This is a genomic window from Mycobacterium conspicuum (assembly GCF_010730195.1).
In the GTDB taxonomy this organism is placed as follows: domain Bacteria; phylum Actinomycetota; class Actinomycetes; order Mycobacteriales; family Mycobacteriaceae; genus Mycobacterium; species Mycobacterium conspicuum.
In genome coordinates this window covers 1374583-1397530 of sequence record NZ_AP022613.1, presented here as the reverse complement: position 1 = coordinate 1397530, position 22948 = coordinate 1374583, and the positions used below count along the sequence as shown (strand labels likewise).

Here is a 22948-nt window from a genome sequence, read left to right as displayed (position 1 = left end):
ATGGACCTCTACGACGTCATGCGCACGACGTTCGCCGCGCGCGAGTTCACCGACGACCCCCTGCCCGACGAGGTGCTGTGGCGCATCATCGACAACGCCCGCTTCGCCCCGAGCGGCGGCAACCGGCAAGGCGCCCACGTCACCGTGGTGCGCGACGCCGAAGCCCGCCGCCGGTTGGCCGACCTCGGCGCCCCCACGGCCCGGCGCTACTTCGCGCAGCTGTCGGCCGGCGAAAACCCTTGGAATTCAATGCATCCCAGCGCAGTGCCGCAGGAGGTGATCGACCGCACCGAAATCCCGGACACATTCACCGCGCCCATCATCAACGCTCCCGTCGTCCTGGTCGTCACCGTCGACCTCGGCGTCGTCGCCTCCGTCGATCAGCACCTGGACCGCGTCGGCCTGGCCAGCGGGGCGTCAGTGTATCCACTGATCTGGAACATCCTGCTGGCCGCTCGCAACGAAGGCTACGGCGGCACCATGACCACGATGGCGATCCCGCAGGAGGACCACGTCCGTACCCTGCTGGGCATCCCGGACCATCATGCGGTCGCGGCCGTCGTGCCGCTCGGCAAACCCACCCGGCAACTGACCAAGCTGCGCCGCCGGCCGATCGCGGAGTTCGTCACCGTCGGGCGCTTCGACGGCCCCCCGCTGACGGGGTGATGCGGCCATGCCAGAGATCGACCTCGATGCCCTTTCCACTCCGGAACACGGATACACGGTCAACGACGAGGACGACGACGACGCGATCTTGCTCGACCGCGACGGCAACCATGTCCAGACCTGGCGTGAGGGGTATCCCTACGACCACCGGATGCCGCGCGACGAATACGAGCGCCTGAAGCGCCGGCTGCAAATCGAGTTGCTGAAGCTGCAGAACCACGCCAAGCGCATCGGCGCCCGACACGTCATCGTGTTCGAGGGCCGTGACGCCGCCGGCAAGGGCGGCACGATTCAGCGCTTCATGGAGCATCTCAATCCGCGCAGCGCACGAACCGTGGCGCTGGAAAAGCCGAGCGAACGCGAGAAAACGCAGTGGTACTTACAACGGTATGTCACCCACCTGCCGGCCGGCGGCGAGATCGTGTTGTTCGACCGGTCCTGGTACAACCGCGCGGGCGTGGAGAAGGTGATGGGCTTTTGCACGCCCGAAGAACACGCCCAGTTCCTCAGGGAGGCACCGGTTTTCGAGCGGATGCTGGTCAATGACGGCATAGACCTGACCAAGTTCTGGTTCTCGGTGTCACCGGCCGAGCAGCGCACCCGATTCGCGGTCCGGCTGGTCGACCCGGTGCGGCAGTGGAAGTTTTCGCCGATGGATATGGAGTCGATCAACCGCTGGGATGACTACACCGCCGCCAAGGAGGAGATGTTCGAGGCGACCGACACCGACCTCGCTCCCTGGATCGTGGTGCGAAGCAACGACAAGAAGCGCGCCCGGATCAACGCCATGCGCTACGTCCTGGCCAAGTCCGAGTACGACGACAAGGACGTCGAGCTGGTCGGCGAGCCGGATCCGCTGATTGTGGGCCGCGCGCTGGCCGACTGAGGTCTGGAAGGATTGCCTCCTATGTCCACCTGGCTCATCACCGGTTGTTCGACCGGACTCGGGCGCGCCCTCGCCGAAGCGGTGATCGGCGCCGGCCACAACGCCGTCGTCACCGCGCGCGATGCGACGAAAGTCGCCGACCTGGCCGAGGCAGCACCGGAGCGGGTGCTCGCCGCCACCCTCGATGTCACCTCCCCCGAACAGGTCGGCTCGGCGGTGCGGCAGGCCGAGGAGCGCTTCGGCGGCGTCGATGTGCTGGTCAACAACGCCGGCTACGGCTATCGGGCCGCCGTCGAAGAAGGCGACGACGCCGACGTCCGCACCCTGTTCGAGACGCACTTCTTCGGCACCATCGCGATGATCAAAGCGGTCCTGCCCGGCATGCGGTCCCGGCGTCGCGGCGCGATCGTGAACATCTCCTCGATCGGCGCGCAACTGACCCCGGTCGGATCGGGCTACTACGCCGCGGTCAAGGCCGCCATCGAAGGCCTCAGCGGGGCCCTTCGCGGCGAGCTCGCGCCGCTCGGCATCTCGGTGACCGTCGTCGAGCCCGGCGCGTTTCGCACCGACTTCGCCGGCCGGTCGCTCGTCCAGTCGAGCACGGTCATCGACGACTACGCGAACACCGCCGGACAGCGTCGCAAAGAGAACGACACCATCCACGGCAACCAGGCCGGCGACCCGGCCAAGGCCGGCGCGGCGATCATCGCGGCCGTCGAGGCACCCGAGCCCCCCGGCTTCCTGCTGCTGGGGCCCGACGCCGTGGCCGCCTACCGTTACATCGCCGACGCGCGCGCGAGCGAGATCGCCGACTGGGAAAAGCTCAGCACCAGTACCAACTTTGACTCCTTGTAGGCCGGGGGCCAACGCGCGCACGATGGGAAGAGTTCTGGGTTTCATCAGATCTCAATCCGGTCGGAAGGGAGCGGGCGAGATGAAAGCCAAAGTCGGCGACTTTCTCGTGGTCAAGGGCACGACCGCGGAACGACACGATCAGCACGCCGAGATCCTCGAGGTGCGCTCCGCGGACGGTTCGCCGCCCTACGTGGTGCGCTGGCAGGTGGACGGGCACGAGGCCACGGTGTACCCCGGGTGCGACGCCGTCGTCGTGAGCGCCGCCGAGCACACCGAATCCGCACGCCGCGCCGGGGCGCGGGCCGGCCGTTCCTAGCGGTCCGCGCGCGAGTCACGTTCGCCCCACCGGTCACGGGCCGGAGGGCGACACACTTTTTGTCCGCCTCCGAGCGACAAACCGTTGTCGCTCGGCTTGAGGCCGGATCGGGGTCGCGCGCGGCAGACGTGACTCATCCATGTTTGACAATGGCTTCGCTTTGTGGGAGAAGCTTATTCTCGTGGGCAGAGAATCGCCGGGCACTCTGGAGCTCGATCGACCGCGCGACGGCGTCGCCGTCATCCGCCTGAACCGTCCGAACCGGCTCAACGCGATCAACGAGGCCATGCGGTCCGAATTGGCCCAGACCTTGCACGATCTGGCCGTCGACCGCTCGGTACACGCCGTGATTCTCACCGGCGCCGGGCGGGGCTTTTGCTCCGGCATCGACGTGCGCGATTCCGGGCCGGGCATACCGCAGGCCGATGCGCCCGCGCTGGATCGCATGCGATTCCAGGAGACCATGGCCGCACTGGCCGAAGCCATCCGGAACCTGCCACAACCGGTCGTCGCCGCCGTCAACGGGCCCTGCGTCGGCGCGGGGTTGGCGCTGTGCCTGGCGTCGGATATCCGGATCTGTTCGACGGCAGCATCTTTCGCCAACGGCGCGATCCTGCTTGGGCTGTCGGGTGCCGAGATGGGCATGAGCTATCACCTGCCGCGCATCGTGGGCACCAGCGTCGCCGCGGACTGGATGCTGACCGGGCGCACGGTGTCGGCCGCCGAGGCCGATCGGCGTGGCCTGGTCAGCGAGGTCGTCGAACCGGATCGCCTGGGCGAGCGCGCGGTGGAGCTGGCCGGGCTGATCGCGGACCATGCCCCGCTGAGCGCGCAACTGACCAAGCGCGCGCTGCAGGTCAACACCGACGCGTCGAGCCTCGCGTCGGCGCTGGAGCTAGAGAACCGCAATCAGGTGATCTCGCACGCGACCGACGAGGCGGCCGCGCGCCGCGCGAAATGGTCGTCGTGACCGGCCCACTGCGGGGCGTGCGCATCGTGATGATGGGCGGCCTGGGACCGGGCCCATTCTGCGGAATGCTGTTGGGAGACTTGGGCGCCGACGTGATCCGGATCGACCCCGTGGCCACCGTCGACGGCCCGCTGCCGATCGACTACACCGTTCGCCGCAGCCAGCGTTCGCTTGCCGCCGACGTGAAGGATCCCCGCGGCAGGGACCTCGTGCACCGGTTGGCCGACGACGCCGACGCCTTCGTCGACGTGTACCGGCCCGGCGTGGCCGAACGGCTGGGCATCGGCCCCGACGCGCTGTGCGAGCGCAATCCGCGGCTGGTGTATGCCCGCATGACGGGATACGGCCAGGACGGCCCCCTGGCCGGACATGCCGGCCACGACATCAACTACATCGCCCTGACCGGCGCGCTGCACGGCATCGGCACGGCCGAAACCCCTTTGCCACCACTGAATCTGGTCGGGGACTACGGCGGCGGCGGCATGCTGCTGGCCGTCGGCCTGCTCAGCGCGATCCTTCAGGCCCGCGAGTCGGGCGAGGGCCAGGTCCTCGACGTCGCGATGATCGACGGCGTGGCGACCCTGCTGGCGCCGTATTTCGGGATGGTTCGGCAGGACACCTGGCGTGACCGCCGCGAGGACAATCTGCTCGACGGTGCCGCCCACTTTTACGGTGCGTATACCACCGCCGACGGACGCCACATCGCGGTCGGGGCGATGGAACCGAAGTTCTACGCCGAGCTGTGCGACCGCCTCGGTGTCGACGTGCCGCACGACGACGACCAGCCGGCCGCGTGGGCGGCGCATCGGGCGACATTGGCCGCGCGTTTCGCCGAAAAGACCCGCGACGAATGGGAACGGATCCTCGATTCGCCGGGATGCTGTGCCACACCGGTGCTTTCGCTATCCGAGGCCCCCCGGCATCCGCATCTCGTCGCGCGCCAAACGTTCATCGACGTCGACGGCGTAACGCAGCCGGCGCCGGCACCGCGATTCTCACGGACCCGGCCCGCACCACCCACACCCCCGGCGCTGCCCGGCGACCACACGCATACGTTGCTGCGCGAGCTTGGCTTCGACACCGACGCCATCACCGGGCTCGAACAGGCCGGCTTCGTGAGACAAAGCGTGAGACAAAGCAAGAGGGGATGACACATGTCGTGGGATTTCTCCACCGACCCGCAATGGGCGCAACAACTGGAGTGGGTCGAGGACTTCGTGCGCACCGAGTGCGAACCGATCGACTTGATCGTCAAGGAATCCCACGACCTTAACGATCCGGTACGCCAGGCGCTGATCCCCCCGCTGCAGGAGATCGTCAAGCAGCGCGGGCTGTGGGCCACCCACCTGGGCCCGCACCTCGGCGGGCCGGGCTACGGCCAGGTGAAACTGGCGCTGCTCAACGAGATTCTGGGTCGTTCGGAGTGCGCACCCATCGTCTTCGGCTCGCAGGCGCCCGATTCCGGCAACAGCGAGATACTCGCCCACTACGGCACACCGGAACTCAAGGCGCTCTACCTCGAGCCGCTGCTGGACAACCGGATCGTGTCCTGCTTCTCGATGACCGAACCGCAGGGCGGCGCCGACCCGAAGGTGTTCACCACCACCGCGGTCGCCGACGGCGATTACTGGATCATCAACGGCGAGAAGTGGTTCTCGTCGTTCGCCTCGATGGCGTCGTTCATCATCGTGATGGCGATGACCGACCCCGACGCACCGCCCTACCAACGCTATTCGATGTTCGTCGTGCCCGGCGACACCCCCGGCATCAACGTGTTACGCAACGTCGGGCTGGGCTATCAGCCGACCGGCGGCGGGCGCGAGGGCTACGTCCGCTACGAGAACGTGCGGGTACCGGCCGATCACATGCTCGGCCCGCGCGGCGGGGCCTTCGTGGTCGCGCAGACCCGGTTGGGCGGTGGGCGGATTCACCACGCCATGCGCACGGTCGGACTGGTCCGGCGCATCTTCGACATGATTTGCGAGCGGGCGGTGTCGCGCTACACCCAGGGCGAGGTGTTGGCCAACAAGCAACTCGTCCAGGAGATGGTCGCCGACTCGTGGATGGAGATCGAAGCCTTCCGCCTGTTGACGCTGCAAACGGCTTGGAAGATCGACCAATTCAACGATTACCAGGCGGTGCGGGCCGACATTTCGGCGGTGAAGGCGATGATGCAGAAGGTGCTGCACGACGTGTCGGCGCGTGCCCTCCAGCTGCACGGCTCGTTGGGTACCACTCACGAGATGCCGTTCGTGCAGTACCTGGTGGAGTCGTTCGTGCTGGGCCTGGCCGACGGTCCGACCGAAGTGCACAAGGTGACGCTGGCGCGGCAGTTGCTGAAAGACCGTGTGCCGTCGCCTGATCTGTTCCCCTCCGAGCACCTGCTGCGGTTGCGGGAGGCCGCCGAGGCGAAGTTCGCCGACAAGCTGGCCGGCATCCCGCGCGGCTAGCCCTCATCCGCGAGCGTGCGTGTTTGCGCGCAGACGCGCTGAGCGGACTGTACAACTGCGCACGCTCTGGACGCTAAAAGCCGGGTGCCGCGCCCGGTCAAGTCGAACGCGCGCGCCTCGAGGCGTTGCTATCAAACGGCTTTGGTGACGCCGACGTACGACAGCACGACGTCGGACAGGTCGGTCGTTCGAGTCAGCACCGCATAGGACCGGATGAACGACTGTCCCACACACCCGTCGATTTTGACGTGGAAGTTGCTGATCATCACCCACGGGTTCGCACCCTTGAATTGCTTCTTGATCACCGGCACCACGATGACGAGACCGGGCTTGAGCCCGATGCTCATCACGCCGTTGATGGGCGTGGAAACATACGGCAACAGTGGCGGCAGCGTACCGGTGGTGTCGAAGGTCGGGCTGACACCCGGGATGATGCCGGTGCCGCCCTCCATGATCACACCGTTGGATGTGCTCATGTCGATCCCGCAGCCGATCTGGTAACCCACTTCCAGGACGCCGTGGGGCTCTTCGGATCCTTTCAGTGAGCCGACGAAAATGCCGCTGGCCATGTATTCGCGCGACGCGATCGATGTGGTCAATGGTGGCACGGGAACTTGCATCTCGTCCTTCGCGCCCAACGCCAGAGTCCAGCCGTCGGGAGTGTCGAGTCGCACGGGAGGATTCGAGGGCACCGCCGCTCCCGGCGGCGGCGCCGTAGCTGCACCGGCAGGCTCGACCTCGGGATCGGCATTGGTCGAGGAAGCCGTCGGCAATGACAAGGCGAGGCAAACGGTTACCGCCAGCACGCGACGAACGATGACGGCTACCGGCCCCACGACGACAACGTACGGACTCGTCGTTGCGCGCCGCGAGTTTGCTGGACGGCCAATCGAAGTCGTTGTGTATTCGTAACTCTTACGCGATACGGACGCTGAATGTAGAATTGCCTCAATTAGCCGGCAATTCGGGCAGACGACGGAGAGGCCGCAATGATTATCCGCAGGTGCGCTGGTCTACTGCTCGCGGGTTCGATGGCCATCGCCGCTCTAGCGGGTGGTACGGGCACGGCGTTCGCGTCGCCGGACCCTGGCCAGCCGCCCGACCTGCCATCGATTGACGAATGGCAAATACAGTTCCCGACCACGATGACGAACCCCATGGAAGATGCACTCGGCTCGACGGGCGATATGGGTGGCGTCGGCATGTGGTGCGAAAATCTGCACGCCAACTGCGGCTGAGCACCTACGCCATTAATCCAGCAGCGACCGCGCCCGCGCCAACAGCCCCGGCAGCGTTTCCGCCATGGCCTCCAATTCGGCTCGCGGCGAGCTTCTTCGGCGGTTGTGCTTGACGATCAGCGACCACGTCGCCGCGGACTTGAAGCACGCTAGGGCACTGAACCAGTCCAAGTCGGCGACCGAGCCGCCCTCCAACCGATAGATCTCAGTGAGCTCGTCGACCCGCGGCGCGATGGCGGCGGACACCGGCACACGTCGGTAGGTGTCCGGGTCGCAGTTGATCAGAAACCAGCCCGCGTCGATGCGCGGATCGCCGATCGACCAGATCTCCCAGTCGACGATCGCCCTGATGTCGGCGCCCACCGCCAGCAGATTGCCCAGCCGGAAGTCGCCGTGTACCACCGATGGCGCCAAAGCCGTTGGTGTACAACGCAACAGCGCGTCCCGCACCTGCTGCCAGTCGGGCACCAGCGCCGCATCGACGGTCTGCAACGTGGCACACCAGCGATGGACCTCCGCCGTCGGATCGACGACGGGTTCGCCCGTTAGGCCGAGGTCGGCCGGCGCGATGCTGTGCAACGCCGCCATGGTGCGGCACGCGTTGCGGTACCGCTCGGTCAGATCGGTCGGATCGGTCGCATCCACACCGTCGAAGAGCGGCTCGACACAATCGCCTTCGACGTGGGACATCACGAAAAGCGGAGGATCGCCCGCGTCCTCCCACAGCACCTCGGGCACCGGAGCCCGTTTGCTCGCAAGGGCTTTGATGATGCGCGCCTGCCGCAGGACGTCGCGGTGCGCGACCGGCGCCACGCCGGGCGGGGCGACCTTGATCACCACCTTTTGCCCATCGCGGACCCCGCCGAAGGTCAGGCTCGAGGCGCCCCCGGCCAGCGGCGTGACGTCGGTGATCTCGGCGCCGGCGAGTCGCCGACGGAGCTGCCCGAGGTCGAGTTCGACCATCAGCGCGCCGGCGGCGACCAGCCGACCTCGGCCAGAAACGGCTGAGTGTGCGCGATGCGCCCGGTCAACGTCTTCGGATCCCCGGTGCACAACCGCAACGCGGTCTCGGTGATCAGCTCGATGTCCTCGGTGTCGGTCTTGGCCAGATCCAGCGTGCCCGCCCCCGGGGTCGCGACGGGATTCGACGGCGCGGCCGCGTTGACGGCGATGCCGTCGTCGTACAGTTCGGCGGCAAGGCTTTTGGTGAGCCGGTTGAGCGCGGCCTTCGCCGTGCCGTAGATGCCGAAGCCGGCGGTCCGGTCGAATTCGGAGAACGGCGGGCCCGGGGGGAGGTCGCCACCCACCGACGTCACGTTCAGAATCCAGCCGCGCCCCCGCTCGCGCATCGCGGGAATCGCCAACTGACACAACTGCAGTGGGCCGAGAAGGTGCATTTCCATCATCAGCCGCACGCGCCGGTCCGGGAAGCCGTCCAGGGGACGCAGGAAGGTCACGGCGGCGTTGTTGACCAGGATGTCGGGTGCCCCGACGGCGCTCACCACCTCGGCGAAGAGCCGTTCGCGTTCGTCGGCGCTGGAGAGGTCCGCCTGAATCGCGACCGCCTTGCCGCCGGCGGCGACGATCTCCTCCAGCGTCCCGCTCAGCGAGCCTTGGTACCTGGGGTCGGGGTCCATCGTCCGGGCGGTCAGCGCGACCGTCGCCCCCTGCCTCGCGAGCCGCGCCGCGATCGCCTTGCCCAGCCCTCGACTGCTTCCGGTAACGAGCGCCACCATGCCGTCGCAGCGCAGGTCAGCGTCCATCTTCGACACCTCCGCCCTCATCGGGACCGTCTGGAAATGGCTTCTCCAAAGTAGAGAATGCCATTATCAGTCGCTCCGCAGTATAGGCACGCGCCAGGCGCGCGCTAGCCTGCTCCCCGCCGGGCGTCGATCGAGTAGCTCCCCGCGCCGGTGAACACCAGCAGGAAGAAGGCGAAGCAGAACAGGATCGCCTCGGTTCCGCCGTTGCCGCCCGGGGGCTTGCCGATGGGCCAGAGCGCGTGCGGCTGATGCATCCAGAAGTACGCGACCGCCATCTGCCCCGAAGCGATGAAGGCGGCGGGCCGGGTGAACAGTCCCGCGGCGATCAGTAACCCGGTAACCAGTTCGATCACTCCGGCGTACCAGCCGGGCCAGGCGCCGAGCGCGATGGGATACGCCGGGGGGACCGGCCAGCCGAACACCGCGATCGAGCCGCTGCCGGCGAAGAGCAGGCCATAGACGAACCGGAACAGGCTGAGCACGGCCGGCGAATGGCGGTCGAGGCGTTGGTGGAGGCTCTGCATTGGCCAACATTACAAAGCGATCGGGCATGGCTTAAATCGTGGGCGGCGTGTCGGTGTAGCCACTGTCGGTGCCGCAAATCGGCTCCTACGGTGGCGGCATGCAACCACTTCCCTCTCTTCCGGACACACCCGTCGCGCGGGCCGCGATCGAGTTGTCGCAATCCAGCGAGTCGACGTCGGTGTTCAACCACAGCGTGCGCAGCTATTTGTTTTCCGAGTTGCTCGCCGCCCACGAAGGCCTGCGCTGCGGCGCCGACTACGACAGCGAGGCGTTATTTTTGGGCTGTGTCCTGCACGATCTGGGTACGGGCAGCGCGGCGCCCGGCAAAGAGCGCTTTGAAGTCGAGGGCGCCGACCTCGCCGCGGCGCTGCTGACCGAACAGGGATGTGAGCGCGCGACGGTGGACGCGGTGTGGGAGGCGATCGCTTTGCACACCTCCTTCGGCATTGCCGATCGGCGTGGGCCATTGTGCCACCTGGTGCACGGCGGTGTGGGTGTGGATTTCGGGCGCAACGCCGACTTCATCGACGAGCGGACCGCCGCGGCGATCCACGCCCGGTACCCACGGCTGGCCATGGCGCGCACGCTGCTGGACGCGATCGTGGCGCATGCGCAGCGCAGCCCCGACGCGGCGCCACCCTATTCGATGCCCGGCGGCGCGCTGCGCGAACGGCAAACCGACGGCGTCACCCTGGTGGAACTTGCGGCGTTGCACGGCCGATGGGGCGAGTGACGGTCTCAGCCCAGTCGAGCAGCCGCTGCCACAGCTGACGCCGGCTGGAGGCCATGTTGTGGCAGTGCGCGCTGCCCGCCAGGACGAGCGTGGTGATGTCCGGGCTGTTGCGGTAAAGCCGGGCCTCCGCGCGGGGCTCTGGTGAAACGTCAACGGCCCCATAGCCGATGAGCACCGGAACATCGATCCGCGCGGCGTGCTCGGCGACGACGCCGGGGATCATGGCGGTGCCGAACACGCGCGGGACCACCGATTTGGTTGCGACGGAATCGGTTTCGATGACGTCGGCCGGGACGTCGGCGAGGTGGAACCAGCTCGACATGTGCTCGCGGGGCCCCTCGAAGTAGGGCTGCGGAAGGGCGGCCAGTATCTCCTCGGCGAGCGCGGCGCGGCCCTGCGGGGTCGCCGCACGCGCGATGAACGCCGGGTCCAGGTTCAGCGGCGCGACATGTTGATTGGTGCACCCGAGCACCGCCAGCCCGGCGTAGCTGGGATACAGCGCTTGTTGGGTGATCGCCAGATACCCACCGAGCGAATGCGCGACGGCCACCGGCGGCAGCCGTTCGCCCGTGGCCTCGGGCAGCGCCCGGACGGCCACGTCAAGTGCGGCGGCGATGTTGGTGAAGTCGAAATCGCCTGCGGGTTTAGAGCTTTCGCCGGTGCCCAGCGGGTCGACCGTCACGACGGCGTAGCCGCGCTGGGTGGCGAAGTCGGCAAAGCTGTACCCGGCGCGGCCGGGCACGTGCAGATCCCAGTATTCGCGGCTGTACGTGCCGCCGGGCAGGCAGACGAGCACGGCCCCAGCGGCATCGTCGGTGCGCCGGGGGTAGTACGTCGCCGCCAACGATGCTCGCTCCCCGACCACGTCGCTGACGTCGAAGCGCAAGGGTGAGCAATGTCGGGCAGAAGGCATCATCGCGACGACAGGATAGCCGCGCCGGGACGGATTCTTCGATTCGGCCGCGCAAGCCGCGGGCTTCGGCGACAATCTCTCCCAGAATTTGTCGGTGCGACGCCTTTAGCGCAGAGGGAACAGCATGGTCGGGGCCGGGATTGCGACCGCGGCGCGAGCGGTCGGCGCCGTGGTGCTGGCCGCCGCCGGCACGCTGGGCTTGGCGGTCAGCATGGCGATGGGGCCGGCAATGGACACCGCCCAAGCCGCTCCGCATTCGCCCAACCCGCCGAACAGTTGGGGCACGCTGTACGGCGACCCCGAGGCGGCCGCGCCGTTTTGGCACTACCAGGAGTACGACGACGACTGCGTGCCGATGTCGGTCGCCGACGTCGTCGGTGAACTGACCGGCAACCAACCATCCGAGCACGCGATCGTCGAGCTGGCCCATTCGACCGCCAGCATCACGCACTCCGGACCGGTCTACACCATCCCGGAGAAGCACAAGCACGGCGACGGGACCTCTTTCAACGATGAGCCGGTGCTGCTCGCGCACTACGGCATCCAGGCGGTGAGCACCAGCAAGAGCAGGGCCGAAAAGACCGGTCTCCCCACCGGATTGGAGTCACTCGAACAGGCTCTGGCCAAGGGCCGCAAGGTCATCGCCGGGGTCAACGCCCAAATCATCTGGCGCGAGCCGGTCAAGGACAAGAACAAAGACGGCGATCCCGAGGCCAACCACGCGGTGGTGGTGACGGGTGTGGACACCGCCCGAGGCCTGGTGCACCTCAACGACAGCGGCAGCAGGAAGGGCCGCAACGAGATGGTGCCGATCGACATCTTCGTGAGGTCGTGGGACAGCAGCGGCCAGCAAATGACCGTCACGAGCTGAAAAGCTAAGTGCGGCGTCGGCGCCGAAGAGCCACTGACGCTTGGGTTTCCGATCCTGGGGCGCGTGATCGTCGGCGATTTCTATGGACTTGCTATGGGACCGTCGCGATTTCGCGTGCGGCGGCGACCGATCGCGCAGTGTTGAGCTGCTGGCCGGGGGCGACCAGAAAGGAGCGCCCGGTGAAGGTGCTCGTCACCGGAGGCACGGGCTTCACCGGCTCGCACACCGTGCGGGCGCTGGTGGCTGCCGGCCATAGCGTGCGGCTCCTGGTGCGCGACCGCGCCAAAGTGCGCGCGGTGTTCGAGCCCGACGGCCCCGATGGCCCCGATGACATCGTGGTCGGCGACATGACGGATGCCGCCGCCGTGGACGAGGCCCTTGCCGGCTGCGACGGTGTGGTCCATGCGGCGGCCGTCGTCGACCTGCGTCGAGCGGCGGCACGCCTGGTGGAGGACACCAACGCGCGGGGCGTCGAGCTGGTGGTGGGCGGCGCGGTGCGGCTTGGGTTACCCCGCATCGTCTACGTGTCGAGCCTCGGGGTCTTCTTCGAGCCGGGTGGCCCACCCCTGTCCCCCGAGCTGCCGATCGCGCCGGGCACCACGGCATACGCGCGCTCGAAGGCGCAAGCCGAACGGTACGTGCGGCTGCTGCAGGAGAACGGCGCACCGATCCGCATCTGCTACCCCGCCGCGGTCGTGGGTCCCAACGACCCGACGATGAGCACGGTCAACGAGGGCCTGCGTGCACATGTGCGTGATCTCGGGATCATCACATCGACCGGTCTTCAGGCCGTCGACGTCCGCGACCTGGCACTGCTGCACGTGAAGTTGTTGGACCTGCCCGACGGAGTGCATCGCTATGCCGCCGCGGGCGGCATGCTGAGCTGGTCTGAGTACTTCGACCTGCTGGACGGCCTCATCGGCCATCGGGTCCGACGCATCCGGGTGCCGGGGGGATTGCTGCGCGCCGCCGGTTGGGCAGGCGACGCGGCAAAACGCCTCTACGACTTCAACTTTCCGTTGACGCGCGACAGCATGGAGTTCATGACGCGATGGCCCGGTGCGGACGCCGGGCGCACCACCCGCGAACTCGGGCTGCACTTTCGGGATGCTGCCGAGAGCTACCGCGACACGCTGATCTGGATGTTCCAAGCCGGCCACTTGACCGCCGAACATGTTGGACGCCTCGCCGGCATCGCGCTGGCGCCGTAGTCACCGCCGTGGCAGCCCCATTCCGTTGCGAGTACGTGGGCTCGCGTTCACCAAACGGACGTCAATTGCGCGTTTGATAGGCAAACACCGCTGCCAGACTGATCACCCTGCCGCCAAATTCTCGTAGGGAGTGAGACCTCACCATGACCGATGTCGACCAGACACCCTCTGACGGAATATCCGCCAACAGTCCCCGGCCGTCCGACTTGGTCGAGCACTCCCGCACCGGGATGGGCGCGCCCGCGCTACAGCGGGCGATCACCGATCACCTGCGCTACTCGATCGGTCGTCCGGCCGCGGCCCTGCGCCCCGAGCACTACTACCGGGCGCTCGCGCTGGCGGTGCGTGACCGGATGCAGGACCGCCGGGTGGCCTCGACGCAGACCTCACTGGATCTCGGCCGCAAGGTGACCTGCTACCTGTCGGCGGAGTTCCTGATGGGTCCGCAGCTGGGCAACAACCTGCTCAACCTTCGCATGGAGCACGCGGCAAGGACCGCGCTGGCGGGGATGGGCCAGGACCTCGACGAGGTCCTGGCGTGCGAGGTGGAACCCGGGCTGGGCAACGGCGGCCTGGGCCGGCTCGCCGCGTGCTACCTGGACTCGTTGGCCACCCTGGAACGTCCGGCGATCGGCTACGGCATCCGCTACGAATTCGGCATCTTCGACCAGGAGATCCACGACGGCTGGCAGGTCGAGCAGACCGACAACTGGCTGGACAGCGGGAACCCTTGGGAGATCGCCAAACCCGACGTCAGCTACCTGGTCAAGTGGGGCGGCTACGCCGAGCATTACACCGATGATGCCGGCAGCGACCGGGTGCGGTGGGTGCCGGGGCGACTGCTGAAAGGCGTCGCCTATGACACGCCCGTCCAGGGCTATGGGGTCAACACCTGCAACGTGCTGACGTTGTGGAGCGCGCGGGCCGTCAAGTCATTTGCGTTGGAAGCCTTCAACACTGGCGACTACTACAAGGCGGTCGAGGACGAGGTCACCTCGGAAACCGTCACCAAGGTGCTCTACCCCAATGACGAGCCGGAGGCCGGCAAGCGGCTGCGCCTGCTGCAGCAGTACTTCTTCGTGTCCTGCTCGCTGCAGCACGTGCTGCACATCATGGACGATCTGGCCGATGCGGGTGTGCGGGAGCTGCCACAGCGGTTTGCCTTGCAGCTCAACGACACTCACCCGTCGGTCGCGGTCGCCGAGCTGATGCGCCTGCTGGTCGACGAGCGGGATCTGGGCTGGGACGAGGCGTGGGACATCACGGTCGCGACGTTCGGCTACACTAACCACACCCTGCTGCCCGAGGCGCTGGAGACCTGGCCGCTGGAGATGTTCGCCGAGTCGCTGCCGCGCCACCTGGAGATCATCTACGAGATCAACCGCCGGTTCCTCGACGAGGTGCGCGCGGCGTTCCCCGGCGACGAAGACCGCGTCCGCCGGATGTCGCTGATTGGCGAGGAGGGCGGCAAAAAGGTCCGGATGGCGCACCTGGCGACCGTCGGCAGCCACGCCATCAACGGTGTCGCCGCGCTGCACTCGGAGCTGCTGAAAGAGAGCATTCTCAAAGACTTCTTCGAGCTGTGGCCGGAGCGATTCAGCAACAAGACCAACGGCGTGACGCCGCGCCGCTTCCTCGCGCTGGCCAATCCCGGGCTGCGGGAACTGTTGGACCGCACCGTCGGTGACGGCTGGCTGACCGACCTCAAGCGGCTGCGCGGGCTGGAGCCGTTCGTCGACGATCACTCCTTCCGGCAGCAATGGCGGGACGTGAAGCGCGGCAACAAGGCACGCCTGGCCAAGTTTTTGCGCGGGGCGACCGGCGTTGAGCTCAACCCGGATTGGATGTTCGACGTCCAGGTCAAGCGGATCCACGAGTACAAGCGGCAGCATCTCAACGTGCTGCACATCATCGCGCTGTACCACAGGCTCAAGCAGAACCCCGGGATGTCAATTCCGCAGCGGGCCTTCATTTTCGGTGGCAAGGCCGCCCCGGGCTATTTCATGGCCAAGCGAATCATCAAGCTGATCAACGCTGTCGGGGAGACGGTCAATGCCGACCCGGAGGTCAACCGATTCCTGAAGGTGGCGTTCGTCCCGAACTTCAGCGTGAAGAACGCACACCTGATCTACCCGGCCGCCGACCTGTCCGAGCAGATCTCCACCGCCGGCAAGGAAGCCTCGGGCACCGGGAACATGAAGTTCATGATCAACGGTGCGCTCACCATCGGCACGCTCGACGGGGCCAACGTCGAGATGCGCGAAGAGGCCGGACCGGAGAACTTCTTCCTGTTCGGCCTGACGGTGCAGGAGGTCGAGGAGCTCAAGGCGAAGGGCTACCGTCCCGGCGACTACATCGACACCAACGACGAGCTGCGCGTCGTGCTGGATCTGATTGCCAACGGGACGTTCTCGCACGGCGACACCGAGGTGTTCAAGCCGCTGGTGGACAACCTGCGCTACGACGACCCGTTTTTGGTCTGCGCCGACTACGCGTCGTATGTGGCGTGCCAGGACCAGGTCAGCGCCGCGTGGCAGGACAAGGACTCGTGGACGAGGATGTCCATCCTGAACACCGCACGCAGCGGCAAGTTCTCGTCGGATCGCGCCATCGCCGAATACTGCGACGACATTTGGAGTGTCTGGCCACTGACGGTGACCATCTGAGCCGTCGGGCTCGCCGAAACTACTCGGCGCTAACCCGTCTCGCGCGCCACAAAGATGGCGATATAACCGATCGGGATGCCGGTGCGCTCGGCGATGTATTCGCGTGCGGCCAATTCGACCGTGGCCCGGTGCCGCGCCCGGGTGACCCCGCCGATCTCGGGGATCCGGATCAGCCACCCGCTGGTTTCGCGGGTGACTTCGATGTCGAAGGACTGACCGATGGTCGGGAAGCTCTTGCGATGGGTACGGCTGCTGCGCAGCGATTGCGCGCGTCGCAGCGTGGGCTGCATAGGCATACGGATTTTCCTAAATCGACGATGAGCCGCGGGAAAGGATACTGCGATTTTGGCCAGAAACCTAATCGGGCTATTTCCATCCGCCCGGGGAGTCTACGCTTTCGGCATGCCGATCCTCGGAAACGTAACGGCCGCAGCCGCACACGTGACCAGATCGACATCAAATGCCCTGCGGATCCAACTGACCGGCGCCGACGGGAAAGAGTTGGCGAACGCCCGTCAAAAAGGCGGTGCCGCGGTGTTGTTGGGATTCAAAAACGGGGGCAAGGGCGACTACACGCTGTCCGGCGCCTCGGGTGACGAGCTCCGCATCGCCGTCGCCGCAACCACCACCATCAGCAGGCAGAACACGCCGGTGGGCAGGATCGCGCCCGCGAACGGCGCGGCACGCTTCGAGGACGGCGGCGGCACGGTCCTGGCGGTGGTCGAGCCCTACGCGGGGTCCAAAGCCGATAGCGCCTGGCGCCACCGGATCCTGTCGCCCGCCGGGCACGAACTCGGCGCCCTCACCCTGATGACGGTGCACACCGGCTGGGCCGATATCGAATCCGAGGCGATTCAATTGCTAACCAATCACAACGTCGCCACCTTGAAGGCGCCCTCGGCCGGTGCACTACTCCAGCTCAACGCCCCGGTCGCCGCGGAATTGGGCGACGTGTTGGCCGCGGCGTGCGTCGACTTCTCGGTGTTGCCCCGCGGCTATATCGCCTGAGTTACGTCAACCAACCGCCGCCGTCGACGACGAGCGTCGCTCCCGTCACATACGACGCCGCGTCGCTGGCCAAAAACAGCACCGCCTCGGCGACCTCGGTGGTCGATCCGGGCCGCCCCAGCGGATTCTGCGAGACGCGGTGCTGGGCATCGCCGACGATTCGGCTGACTCCCTCGGTGCCCGACATCGCCCCGGGCGCAACGACATTCACCCGCACCCCATTGGGTCCCCATTCGATGGCACAGGTGCGGGTCAACGCGTCGATCCCGGCCTTGGCCGACACGACGTGCGCTTGTAGGGCCATGCCGCGGTACTGAATCGCCGCGCTGATGTTGACCACGGCGCCACCATGATCACGCAGCCACAGGTCGTACGCCGCCTTGGAGACGTTGAACGTTCCCACTAGGTCGATGTCGACCACGGCCTTGAATCCGCCTGCGCTGAGGTCGCTGATCGGGACGGGGAAATTCCCGGCGGCATTGTTGACGACAACGTCGAGTCGACCGAACGTTCGCAGCACTTCCTCGACCACCGATGTCACCTCCTCGGGACGGCGGACGTCGCACACCCCGTAGACGGCCTCGATGCCCGCTTCCCGCAGCGCCGCGACCGCCGCCTGGAGGTTGGCTTCCTTTCGGCTGCAGATCGCGACCCGGGCGCCGTGGCCACCCAGGACGTGGGCGATCTGCAGCCCGAGGCCGGTGGCGCCGCCGGTGACCAGCGCCACCTGCCCCGCGAGCAGGTCGGCCCGGAACGGACTCGGACGGCCGGTCACGTCTGCGCTTCCAGCTTGGCGATGAGCTCGGCCAGGGCCAGGATCCGCTGGGCATCGCGCACGTGCAGGCTCTCGATCATCCGGCCGTCGACCGTGATGACGCTCTCGCCGGCGGCCTCGGCCCGCTCGTACGCCGCGACGATCTTGCGGGCGTCAGCCAGCTCATCGTGCGACGGACCGAAAATCTCGTTGGCCGGGGCCACCTGGGACGGATGGATCAGGGTCTTGCCGTCGAAGCCCATCTCGCGGCCCTGTCGCGCCTCGGCCCGGAATCCGGCTTCGTCGGCGATGCTGTTGAAGACGCCGTCCAAGACGACCTTGCCGGCCGCCCGTGCCCCCAGCACGCTCAGAGAAAGGGCGGTCAGAACGGGCGCGCGCCCAGACACGTGCAACCCATGCAGATCGTTGACGAGATCGTTGGTCCCGACCACCAGCGCGGCCAGGCGATCGCTGGCCGAGGCAATCTCCTCTGCCCGCAAGAACGCCCGGGGCGTTTCCATCATCGTCCACAGCCGCAAAGATTCGGGCGCCGCGAGTCGGTCGAGCGCGCCGGCCAGGTCTCTAACCTGTTGGCCCGTCTCGACCTTCGGCACCAGCACGCCATGCGCACCCGAGCCGGCCACCGCAGCCAGGTCGTCGTCGTGCCAGTCGGTGCCCAATCCATTGATGCGCACCACGATTTCGCGGGCGCCGTAGCTCCCGGAGGCGACCGCCTCGCACACCCTGACCCTCGAGTCGACTTTGGCGTCGGGACCCACGGCGTCTTCCAGGTCGAAGATCAACACGTCGGCCGGCAGCGTCTTGCCCTTCTGAAGCGCTCGGGCGTTGTTGCCGGGCAGGTAGAGAGCCGATCGGCGCGGGCGCACGGTCGTTGCCATGGAACATGTTCGCTTTCAACTCAAGGGACGCACGGGGGCCAAGTCCGTCGGGTTGTCCGACACAGTAGCCGACAGCCGTCGGAGGCAGGCGGACGGATCGGCGTCGTGCAGGTCAATGCCGGCCAACGCGTTCGCGGTGACGCGCGCGGCGATCAGACACGGCCGGATCCGTTGCCCGCTTTGCGGATCCACCGCATCGACAACGCCGTTGAACACCACCGTGTCGATGTGACGGGCACCGTCGCATTTGGTGATCGTGGCCATGGCCAGCAGCGCCAGTTGCGCAATGACGCTGGCATACAACGCGTTTCGCTGCGACGCCGGGCGCGCCGTCGCGACGACGCGCTCGCGGCTCTTGTCGTAGCGGTACGCCTTGACCCGCGGGACGACCTCGACCGTGGGCAGCTCATACTCGAGCATCAATTGGCGGGTGCGGTTTGCATACCTAGCCCTAGCCACCGGAGTGATCCACTGCGGCAACGACATTGCCGTCAGGACCGTCTCGACATGCGCCGCGATCCCCGCCGCGTCGCCAGTGTGCGGCTCTATCTGCTGGGGCAGTTCGTTTCGGAGCAGGTTCGTCAGCGCCCTCACCTGGGCCTCGATTTTCGCGTTCTGCAGCCTCACTTGGGCCTCGAGGCTGTCCAGGTTGTAGATTTCACTAGGCAGCACAACGCCTTTCGGCCATCGGCTTTGCTGCCATTCGCGGCGCCGGGCTGTCTCGGCCCTCGCCTCGGCCGACCGCACCGCCCGCAGCAGCGCCTTCGTCGTCTCGAGTTCCCTGAGGCGGTGCCGTTCACGTTCGGGATGGCGTTGACGCGCGAGCCTGAACTGAAAGGTGGCCTGCGCCAGCTGCCGCGGGGCATCGGGCACTCGATAGGGCGGTGCGTTCACGAAGTCCGCCAGCCGGGGCAACGGTTCCGAAATCTCCAGGTAGCGGATCCTCATGGCGCAAACTTCCGAATCCCGGCGGGCGTGAGCAACGGTGTAGTAGGTCTGCAACATGTCGCAGGCCGATTCCCAGTTGCTGAGGCCGACGGCCGTCCGCCGCGACGCATGCCACAGGTTCCACAGCGCGTGGTATGCCTCCAGCTCCACCGCCCGTTGCTGGGCCCGCTGCCGGCCACCGTCAAATGGCCCCATGTCTCCCCTCGAAGGGTCTCGCAGGGTGAGTCGATCCGTTTGAGAACTTAGCGGCCGGTGCGGCTTCTCGCCTGCGCACTTGACCGCGTGACACAGGGTAAGTTCGCAGTCATACAGCCTCGGCGGTCCGGAGACGCGGCCGGCCCAGACACCCAATCTCCAGCGGGAGGCCTTCCTTTGCTCGTCTCAGACAATCCGTGACCGTCGGGACGGGGCAGAACGACCTGGTTCCGGTCGGGACGCCCATCGACCTGGAGAACTGCGCCCGCGAACCGATCCATATCCCCGGCAGCATCCAGCCGCGCGGTGTGCTCGCCGTGGTGCGCGAGCCCGGCTTCGCGGTGCACCAGGTCAGCGCGAACGTCGCTGACCTGCTCGGTCGTCCCGTCGACGCCGTCGTGGGCCAACACCTGTCGGCACTGATCGGCGCCGACCAGGCCGCCTTGGTCGAACGGGCGGCGCAAAACTCCGGCGACCTTCGCCAACACAACCCGGTCGAGTGCGTGATCGACGTCGCCGGCGAGCCGCGGGCGTTCGGCGCCATCCTGCGCCGTGAGCCGCGCGGGGTGCTGCTGGTCGAGCTGGAGGTGGCCTACGGCGAGCGGCCCTTCTCCTACCCGAACACCTACCAGGCCGTGCGGCGCTCGGTGGAGGAACTGAGCGGGGCCGCCACGCTGACCGAGCTGTACGACACCACCGCGCGTGCGGTCCGCGACCTCACCGGGTTCGACCGCGTGATGGTGTACCGCTACGACGAGGACTACAACGGCGAGGTCGTCGCCGAGGCGAAGCGCGAAGACCTCAACTCGTTCCTCGGCCTGCACTACCCGTCGACCGACATCCCGGCCCAGGCGCGGGCGCTGTACGAGAAGAACTGGATTCGGCTCATCTCGGACGTCGACTACACGCCCGTACCGCTGGTGCCGGCCGAGCCGCTGGACCTCACCTACGCCACGCTGCGCAGCGTCTCCCCCATCCACATCGAGTACCTGCAGAACATGGGCGTGCACGCGTCGATGTCGATCTCGCTGCTGCGGCGCGGACGGCTGTGGGGGCTCATCGCCTGCCACCACTACGCCGGTCCGCACCTGCCCCCGTTCGCCACCCGGGCGGCCGCCGAGTTCCTCGGCTCGACGTTGTCGCTGCGGCTCGTCGACCGGTTCGAGGAGGACCAACTGCACAAGCGGCTGGCCGCCCAAGCCGTGCTGGGCAAGCTCACCGCCGCCACGCTGGGCGACGCCGAACCGCTGGCGGCGGCGCTGCTCGGGGCGCCCGACCTGCTCGACCTCGTACCCGCCGACGGCGTCGTCGTCAACATTCAGGGCGACTACCGGGTCAGCGGGGAGGTTCCGCCACCCGAGGTCGTGTCCGCCGTCGCCGCGTGGGCGCGCGACGCGGGCGAGGAGATCGCGAGCACCGAATGCCTGTCCCGCGAACTGCCGGCGCTCGACCTGGATCCGGAGCTGGCCGCCGGCGCGCTCGCGGTCAACCTGCCCGACGGGCAGTACGCCGTCTGGTTTCGGCGCGAGGTGCTGCGCTCGGTGGACTGGGGCGGCGACCCGCACAACAAGGCGATCGCGGTCAGCGAGGGGGACGAAGTCCGACTGAGCCCGCGCAAGTCGTTCGAACGCTGGCGTGAGGTCGTCCGCCAGCGCAGCGAACCGTGGTCGTTGAGCGAGACCGAATCCGCCGAGGCGCTGCGCCGCCACCTGGTCGAGTCGCTGTACCGGCGCACGCGCGGGGCGCTGCGCGTGGCCGAGACGGTGCAGCGCAGCCTGTTGCCGGAGTCGATCCCCACCCTGCAGAACTGGCAGCTGTCCGCGTATTACGAGCCGGCCGCCGGCGGCAACATCGGCGGCGACTGGTACGACGCGTTCGAACTGCGCGACGGCCGGTTGATCGTGCTGCTCGGCGACGTCGCCGGGCACGGCATCACCGCGGCCGGCACGATGGCCCAGCTGCGCAACGTCCTTCGCGCGCAGCTGTTCGCCGGCGTCACACCGGCCGAGGCGCTGACCCAGCTCAACGAGTTCTGCCTGCACATGTTGCCCGGCACGTTCGCCACCGTGATCGGCGCGCGGGTCGACCTGGACTCGGGGCAGGTCGAGGCCGCGTGTGCCGGCCACTTGATTCCCTTCCTGACCGACTCTGCGCCAGCCAGTCCGGCGCCGATCGAGCTCTCGCCGCCGATCGGGATTCGCAACGTGACGTACGCCGCGAGCACGTTCACCATCCAGCCCGGGCAGGGACTGGTCATGTACTCCGACGGCCTGGTGGAACGTCGCGGCGAACCGCTCGACCAGGGTCTGGACCGGCTGGCCGCAACCCTGGGCCGCACCGGCGATGCGCCCGCGTCGGGAATCTGGACGGCGATCGCCTCGGCCAACACCGACGACGACGTCACCATCGTCGTCCTGCGCCGCGCTTGATGTGTCGCTAGCTCGCGGTGTCGTAGGCGGGCCCGAGAAAGCGTTGCAGCATCGCGGTTTGCGCGGCCGGATCCTTGAGCGGCCAGCACCACAGGGCCAGAAAGACGCGGATGAGCCATTGCCGCGCGAGGGGGTCGGGATCCTCGTCGTCATGGCCCAGCATCTCGCCGGCCAGCCTGGTGACCGCGGGTGATTCGGTGATCGCCGCATCGATGGGAGTCACCTGCGACTGCATCAGTTGAGCCAGCGGATCCGATTGCAAGCGTTGCAGCGCAACGACAGTCGCGGTGACCACCCGCTCCGGACCGGTGAGCTCCTGGATGGCCTCGCGCGTAGTGTCGACGATGCTGGCCGCCTGCCTGGCGATGACCGCGTCACGAATGGCGGCCTTGCCGCCGGAGTGCCGGTAGATCGTTGCGGGCGAGCAATGCACTTTTTTGGCCAGCGCCTCGATGGTGAAGCCGTCGTACCCGTGCCGAGAAATCAGGTCGGCGGCCGCGGCGTAGATCCGTTCGCACGCTTCGCTGCGGCGATCCCGTCCCACCAGCCAGTCCTCGCGCGGCATGCGGCCCACTCCTTGATGAAATGTTTCTCTCAAGCTGAGAATTTTAGCGCCATTATTCTCAGTTGAACGTGCTGGTGGCTGACGGTT

General features: G+C 67.3%; 24 protein-coding genes. 14 read left to right on the top strand and 10 right to left on the bottom strand.

Annotated elements, in window-relative coordinates:
* The 7 genes from G6N66_RS06730 to G6N66_RS06700 all read left to right on the top strand — a co-directional run bounded on the left by G6N66_RS06730 (position 1) and on the right by G6N66_RS06700 (position 6143).
* Positions 1-666: a nitroreductase family protein gene (locus tag G6N66_RS06730; RefSeq protein WP_085232279.1), complete on the top strand. Its 666-nt coding sequence runs from the start codon at positions 1-3 to the stop codon at positions 664-666.
* Positions 667-673: 7 nt separating this feature from the next.
* Positions 674-1552 (top strand): polyphosphate kinase 2, encoded by an 879-nt coding sequence (gene ppk2, locus G6N66_RS06725; protein WP_085232280.1) that lies wholly within the window; start codon positions 674-676, stop codon positions 1550-1552.
* Positions 1553-1573: 21 nt separating this feature from the next.
* The gene (locus G6N66_RS06720; protein ID WP_085232281.1) at positions 1574-2407 is read left to right on the top strand and encodes an oxidoreductase; all 834 of its coding nucleotides are present in this window, start codon (positions 1574-1576) and stop codon (positions 2405-2407) included.
* A gap of 79 nt (positions 2408-2486) precedes the next feature.
* Entirely contained in the window at positions 2487-2723 is a 237-nt protein-coding gene (locus G6N66_RS06715; RefSeq protein WP_085232282.1) for a DUF1918 domain-containing protein, read from the top strand.
* A 181-nt stretch (positions 2724-2904) separates the two neighbouring features.
* Positions 2905-3693, top strand: coding sequence for an enoyl-CoA hydratase/isomerase family protein (locus G6N66_RS06710; protein ID WP_232079224.1), 789 nt, complete (start codon positions 2905-2907; stop codon positions 3691-3693).
* Entirely contained in the window at positions 3690-4844 is a 1155-nt protein-coding gene (locus G6N66_RS06705) for a CaiB/BaiF CoA transferase family protein (protein ID WP_085232434.1), read from the top strand. Before G6N66_RS06710 ends, G6N66_RS06705 begins: the two co-directional genes overlap by 4 nt.
* A gap of 3 nt (positions 4845-4847) precedes the next feature.
* The gene (locus G6N66_RS06700) at positions 4848-6143 is read left to right on the top strand and encodes an acyl-CoA dehydrogenase family protein (RefSeq protein ID WP_085232284.1); all 1296 of its coding nucleotides are present in this window, start codon (positions 4848-4850) and stop codon (positions 6141-6143) included.
* Positions 6144-6274: 131 nt separating this feature from the next.
* Here the strand turns inward: G6N66_RS06700 and G6N66_RS06695 are convergent, their stop codons facing one another.
* On the bottom strand, positions 6275-6946 hold the full coding sequence (locus tag G6N66_RS06695) for an MspA family porin (RefSeq protein WP_085232435.1): 672 nt from the start codon (positions 6944-6946) through the stop codon (positions 6275-6277).
* A gap of 228 nt (positions 6947-7174) precedes the next feature.
* On the opposite strand from G6N66_RS06695, the gene G6N66_RS06690 reads away from it, so the two are divergent.
* Entirely contained in the window at positions 7175-7381 is a 207-nt protein-coding gene (locus tag G6N66_RS06690; protein WP_232079223.1) for a hypothetical protein, read from the top strand.
* Between the two features lie 12 nt (positions 7382-7393).
* Here the strand turns inward: G6N66_RS06690 and G6N66_RS06685 are convergent, their stop codons facing one another.
* The 3 genes from G6N66_RS06685 to G6N66_RS06675 all read right to left on the bottom strand — a co-directional run bounded on the left by G6N66_RS06685 (position 7394) and on the right by G6N66_RS06675 (position 9668).
* Positions 7394-8344 carry a phosphotransferase family protein gene (locus G6N66_RS06685; protein WP_085232286.1) on the bottom strand — a complete coding sequence of 317 codons (951 nt, stop codon included), beginning with the start codon at positions 8342-8344 and terminating at the stop codon, positions 7394-7396.
* Complete coding sequence (locus G6N66_RS06680; protein WP_085232436.1) at positions 8344-9144, bottom strand: SDR family NAD(P)-dependent oxidoreductase; 801 nt, start codon at positions 9142-9144, stop codon at positions 8344-8346. The genes G6N66_RS06685 and G6N66_RS06680 overlap by 1 nt, the downstream gene beginning before the upstream one ends.
* 104 nt (positions 9145-9248) lie before the next feature.
* Positions 9249-9668, bottom strand: a complete 420-nt coding sequence (locus G6N66_RS06675; protein WP_085232287.1) for a DoxX family protein — start codon at positions 9666-9668, stop codon at positions 9249-9251.
* Positions 9669-9766: 98 nt separating this feature from the next.
* Between G6N66_RS06675 and G6N66_RS06670 the strand changes: the two genes are divergently transcribed.
* Positions 9767-10402, top strand: coding sequence for an HD domain-containing protein (locus G6N66_RS06670; protein ID WP_085232438.1), 636 nt, complete (start codon positions 9767-9769; stop codon positions 10400-10402).
* On the opposite strand, the gene G6N66_RS06665 is transcribed toward G6N66_RS06670, so the two are convergent.
* Positions 10356-11318 carry an alpha/beta hydrolase gene (locus G6N66_RS06665; protein WP_372515605.1) on the bottom strand — a complete coding sequence of 321 codons (963 nt, stop codon included), beginning with the start codon at positions 11316-11318 and terminating at the stop codon, positions 10356-10358. The genes G6N66_RS06670 and G6N66_RS06665 overlap by 47 nt on opposite strands.
* Before the next feature lie 121 nt (positions 11319-11439).
* Here G6N66_RS06665 and G6N66_RS06660 point away from each other — a divergent pair, with 121 nt between their 5' ends.
* The 3 genes from G6N66_RS06660 to G6N66_RS06650 all read left to right on the top strand — a co-directional run bounded on the left by G6N66_RS06660 (position 11440) and on the right by G6N66_RS06650 (position 16063).
* The gene (locus tag G6N66_RS06660) at positions 11440-12186 is read left to right on the top strand and encodes a cysteine peptidase family C39 domain-containing protein (protein ID WP_085232288.1); all 747 of its coding nucleotides are present in this window, start codon (positions 11440-11442) and stop codon (positions 12184-12186) included.
* 179 nt (positions 12187-12365) lie between these two features.
* The gene (locus tag G6N66_RS06655) at positions 12366-13397 is read left to right on the top strand and encodes an NAD-dependent epimerase/dehydratase family protein (protein ID WP_163645790.1); all 1032 of its coding nucleotides are present in this window, start codon (positions 12366-12368) and stop codon (positions 13395-13397) included.
* A 230-nt stretch (positions 13398-13627) separates the two neighbouring features.
* Positions 13628-16063, top strand: coding sequence for a glycogen/starch/alpha-glucan phosphorylase (locus tag G6N66_RS06650; protein ID WP_232079473.1), 2436 nt, complete (start codon positions 13628-13630; stop codon positions 16061-16063).
* A gap of 29 nt (positions 16064-16092) precedes the next feature.
* Here G6N66_RS06650 and G6N66_RS06645 read toward each other — a convergent pair whose 3' ends face one another.
* Positions 16093-16284, bottom strand: a complete 192-nt coding sequence (locus tag G6N66_RS06645) for a long chain fatty acid-CoA synthetase Faa4p (protein WP_085232439.1) — start codon at positions 16282-16284, stop codon at positions 16093-16095.
* Positions 16285-16465: 181 nt separating this feature from the next.
* On the opposite strand from G6N66_RS06645, the gene G6N66_RS06640 reads away from it, so the two are divergent.
* On the top strand, positions 16466-17071 hold the full coding sequence (locus G6N66_RS06640; RefSeq protein WP_085232291.1) for a hypothetical protein: 606 nt from the start codon (positions 16466-16468) through the stop codon (positions 17069-17071).
* Position 17072: 1 nt separating this feature from the next.
* On the opposite strand, the gene G6N66_RS06635 is transcribed toward G6N66_RS06640, so the two are convergent.
* From G6N66_RS06635 to G6N66_RS06625, 3 genes are read right to left on the bottom strand one after another with little or no spacing between them, the layout of a single operon-like run.
* Complete coding sequence (locus G6N66_RS06635) at positions 17073-17846, bottom strand: SDR family oxidoreductase (protein WP_085232292.1); 774 nt, start codon at positions 17844-17846, stop codon at positions 17073-17075.
* Complete coding sequence (locus G6N66_RS06630) at positions 17843-18724, bottom strand: HpcH/HpaI aldolase/citrate lyase family protein (RefSeq protein ID WP_085232293.1); 882 nt, start codon at positions 18722-18724, stop codon at positions 17843-17845. Before G6N66_RS06630 ends, G6N66_RS06635 begins: the two co-directional genes overlap by 4 nt.
* Positions 18725-18739: 15 nt before the next feature.
* Positions 18740-19867 (bottom strand): hypothetical protein, encoded by a 1128-nt coding sequence (locus G6N66_RS06625; RefSeq protein WP_085232294.1) that lies wholly within the window; start codon positions 19865-19867, stop codon positions 18740-18742.
* A gap of 197 nt (positions 19868-20064) precedes the next feature.
* Here G6N66_RS06625 and G6N66_RS06620 point away from each other — a divergent pair, with 197 nt between their 5' ends.
* On the top strand, positions 20065-22296 hold the full coding sequence (locus G6N66_RS06620) for a SpoIIE family protein phosphatase (RefSeq protein ID WP_085232295.1): 2232 nt from the start codon (positions 20065-20067) through the stop codon (positions 22294-22296).
* Between the two features lie 7 nt (positions 22297-22303).
* On the opposite strand, the gene G6N66_RS06615 is transcribed toward G6N66_RS06620, so the two are convergent.
* Positions 22304-22861: a TetR/AcrR family transcriptional regulator gene (locus G6N66_RS06615; RefSeq protein ID WP_085232440.1), complete on the bottom strand. Its 558-nt coding sequence runs from the start codon at positions 22859-22861 to the stop codon at positions 22304-22306.
* Positions 22862-22948: the final 87 nt, after the last annotated feature.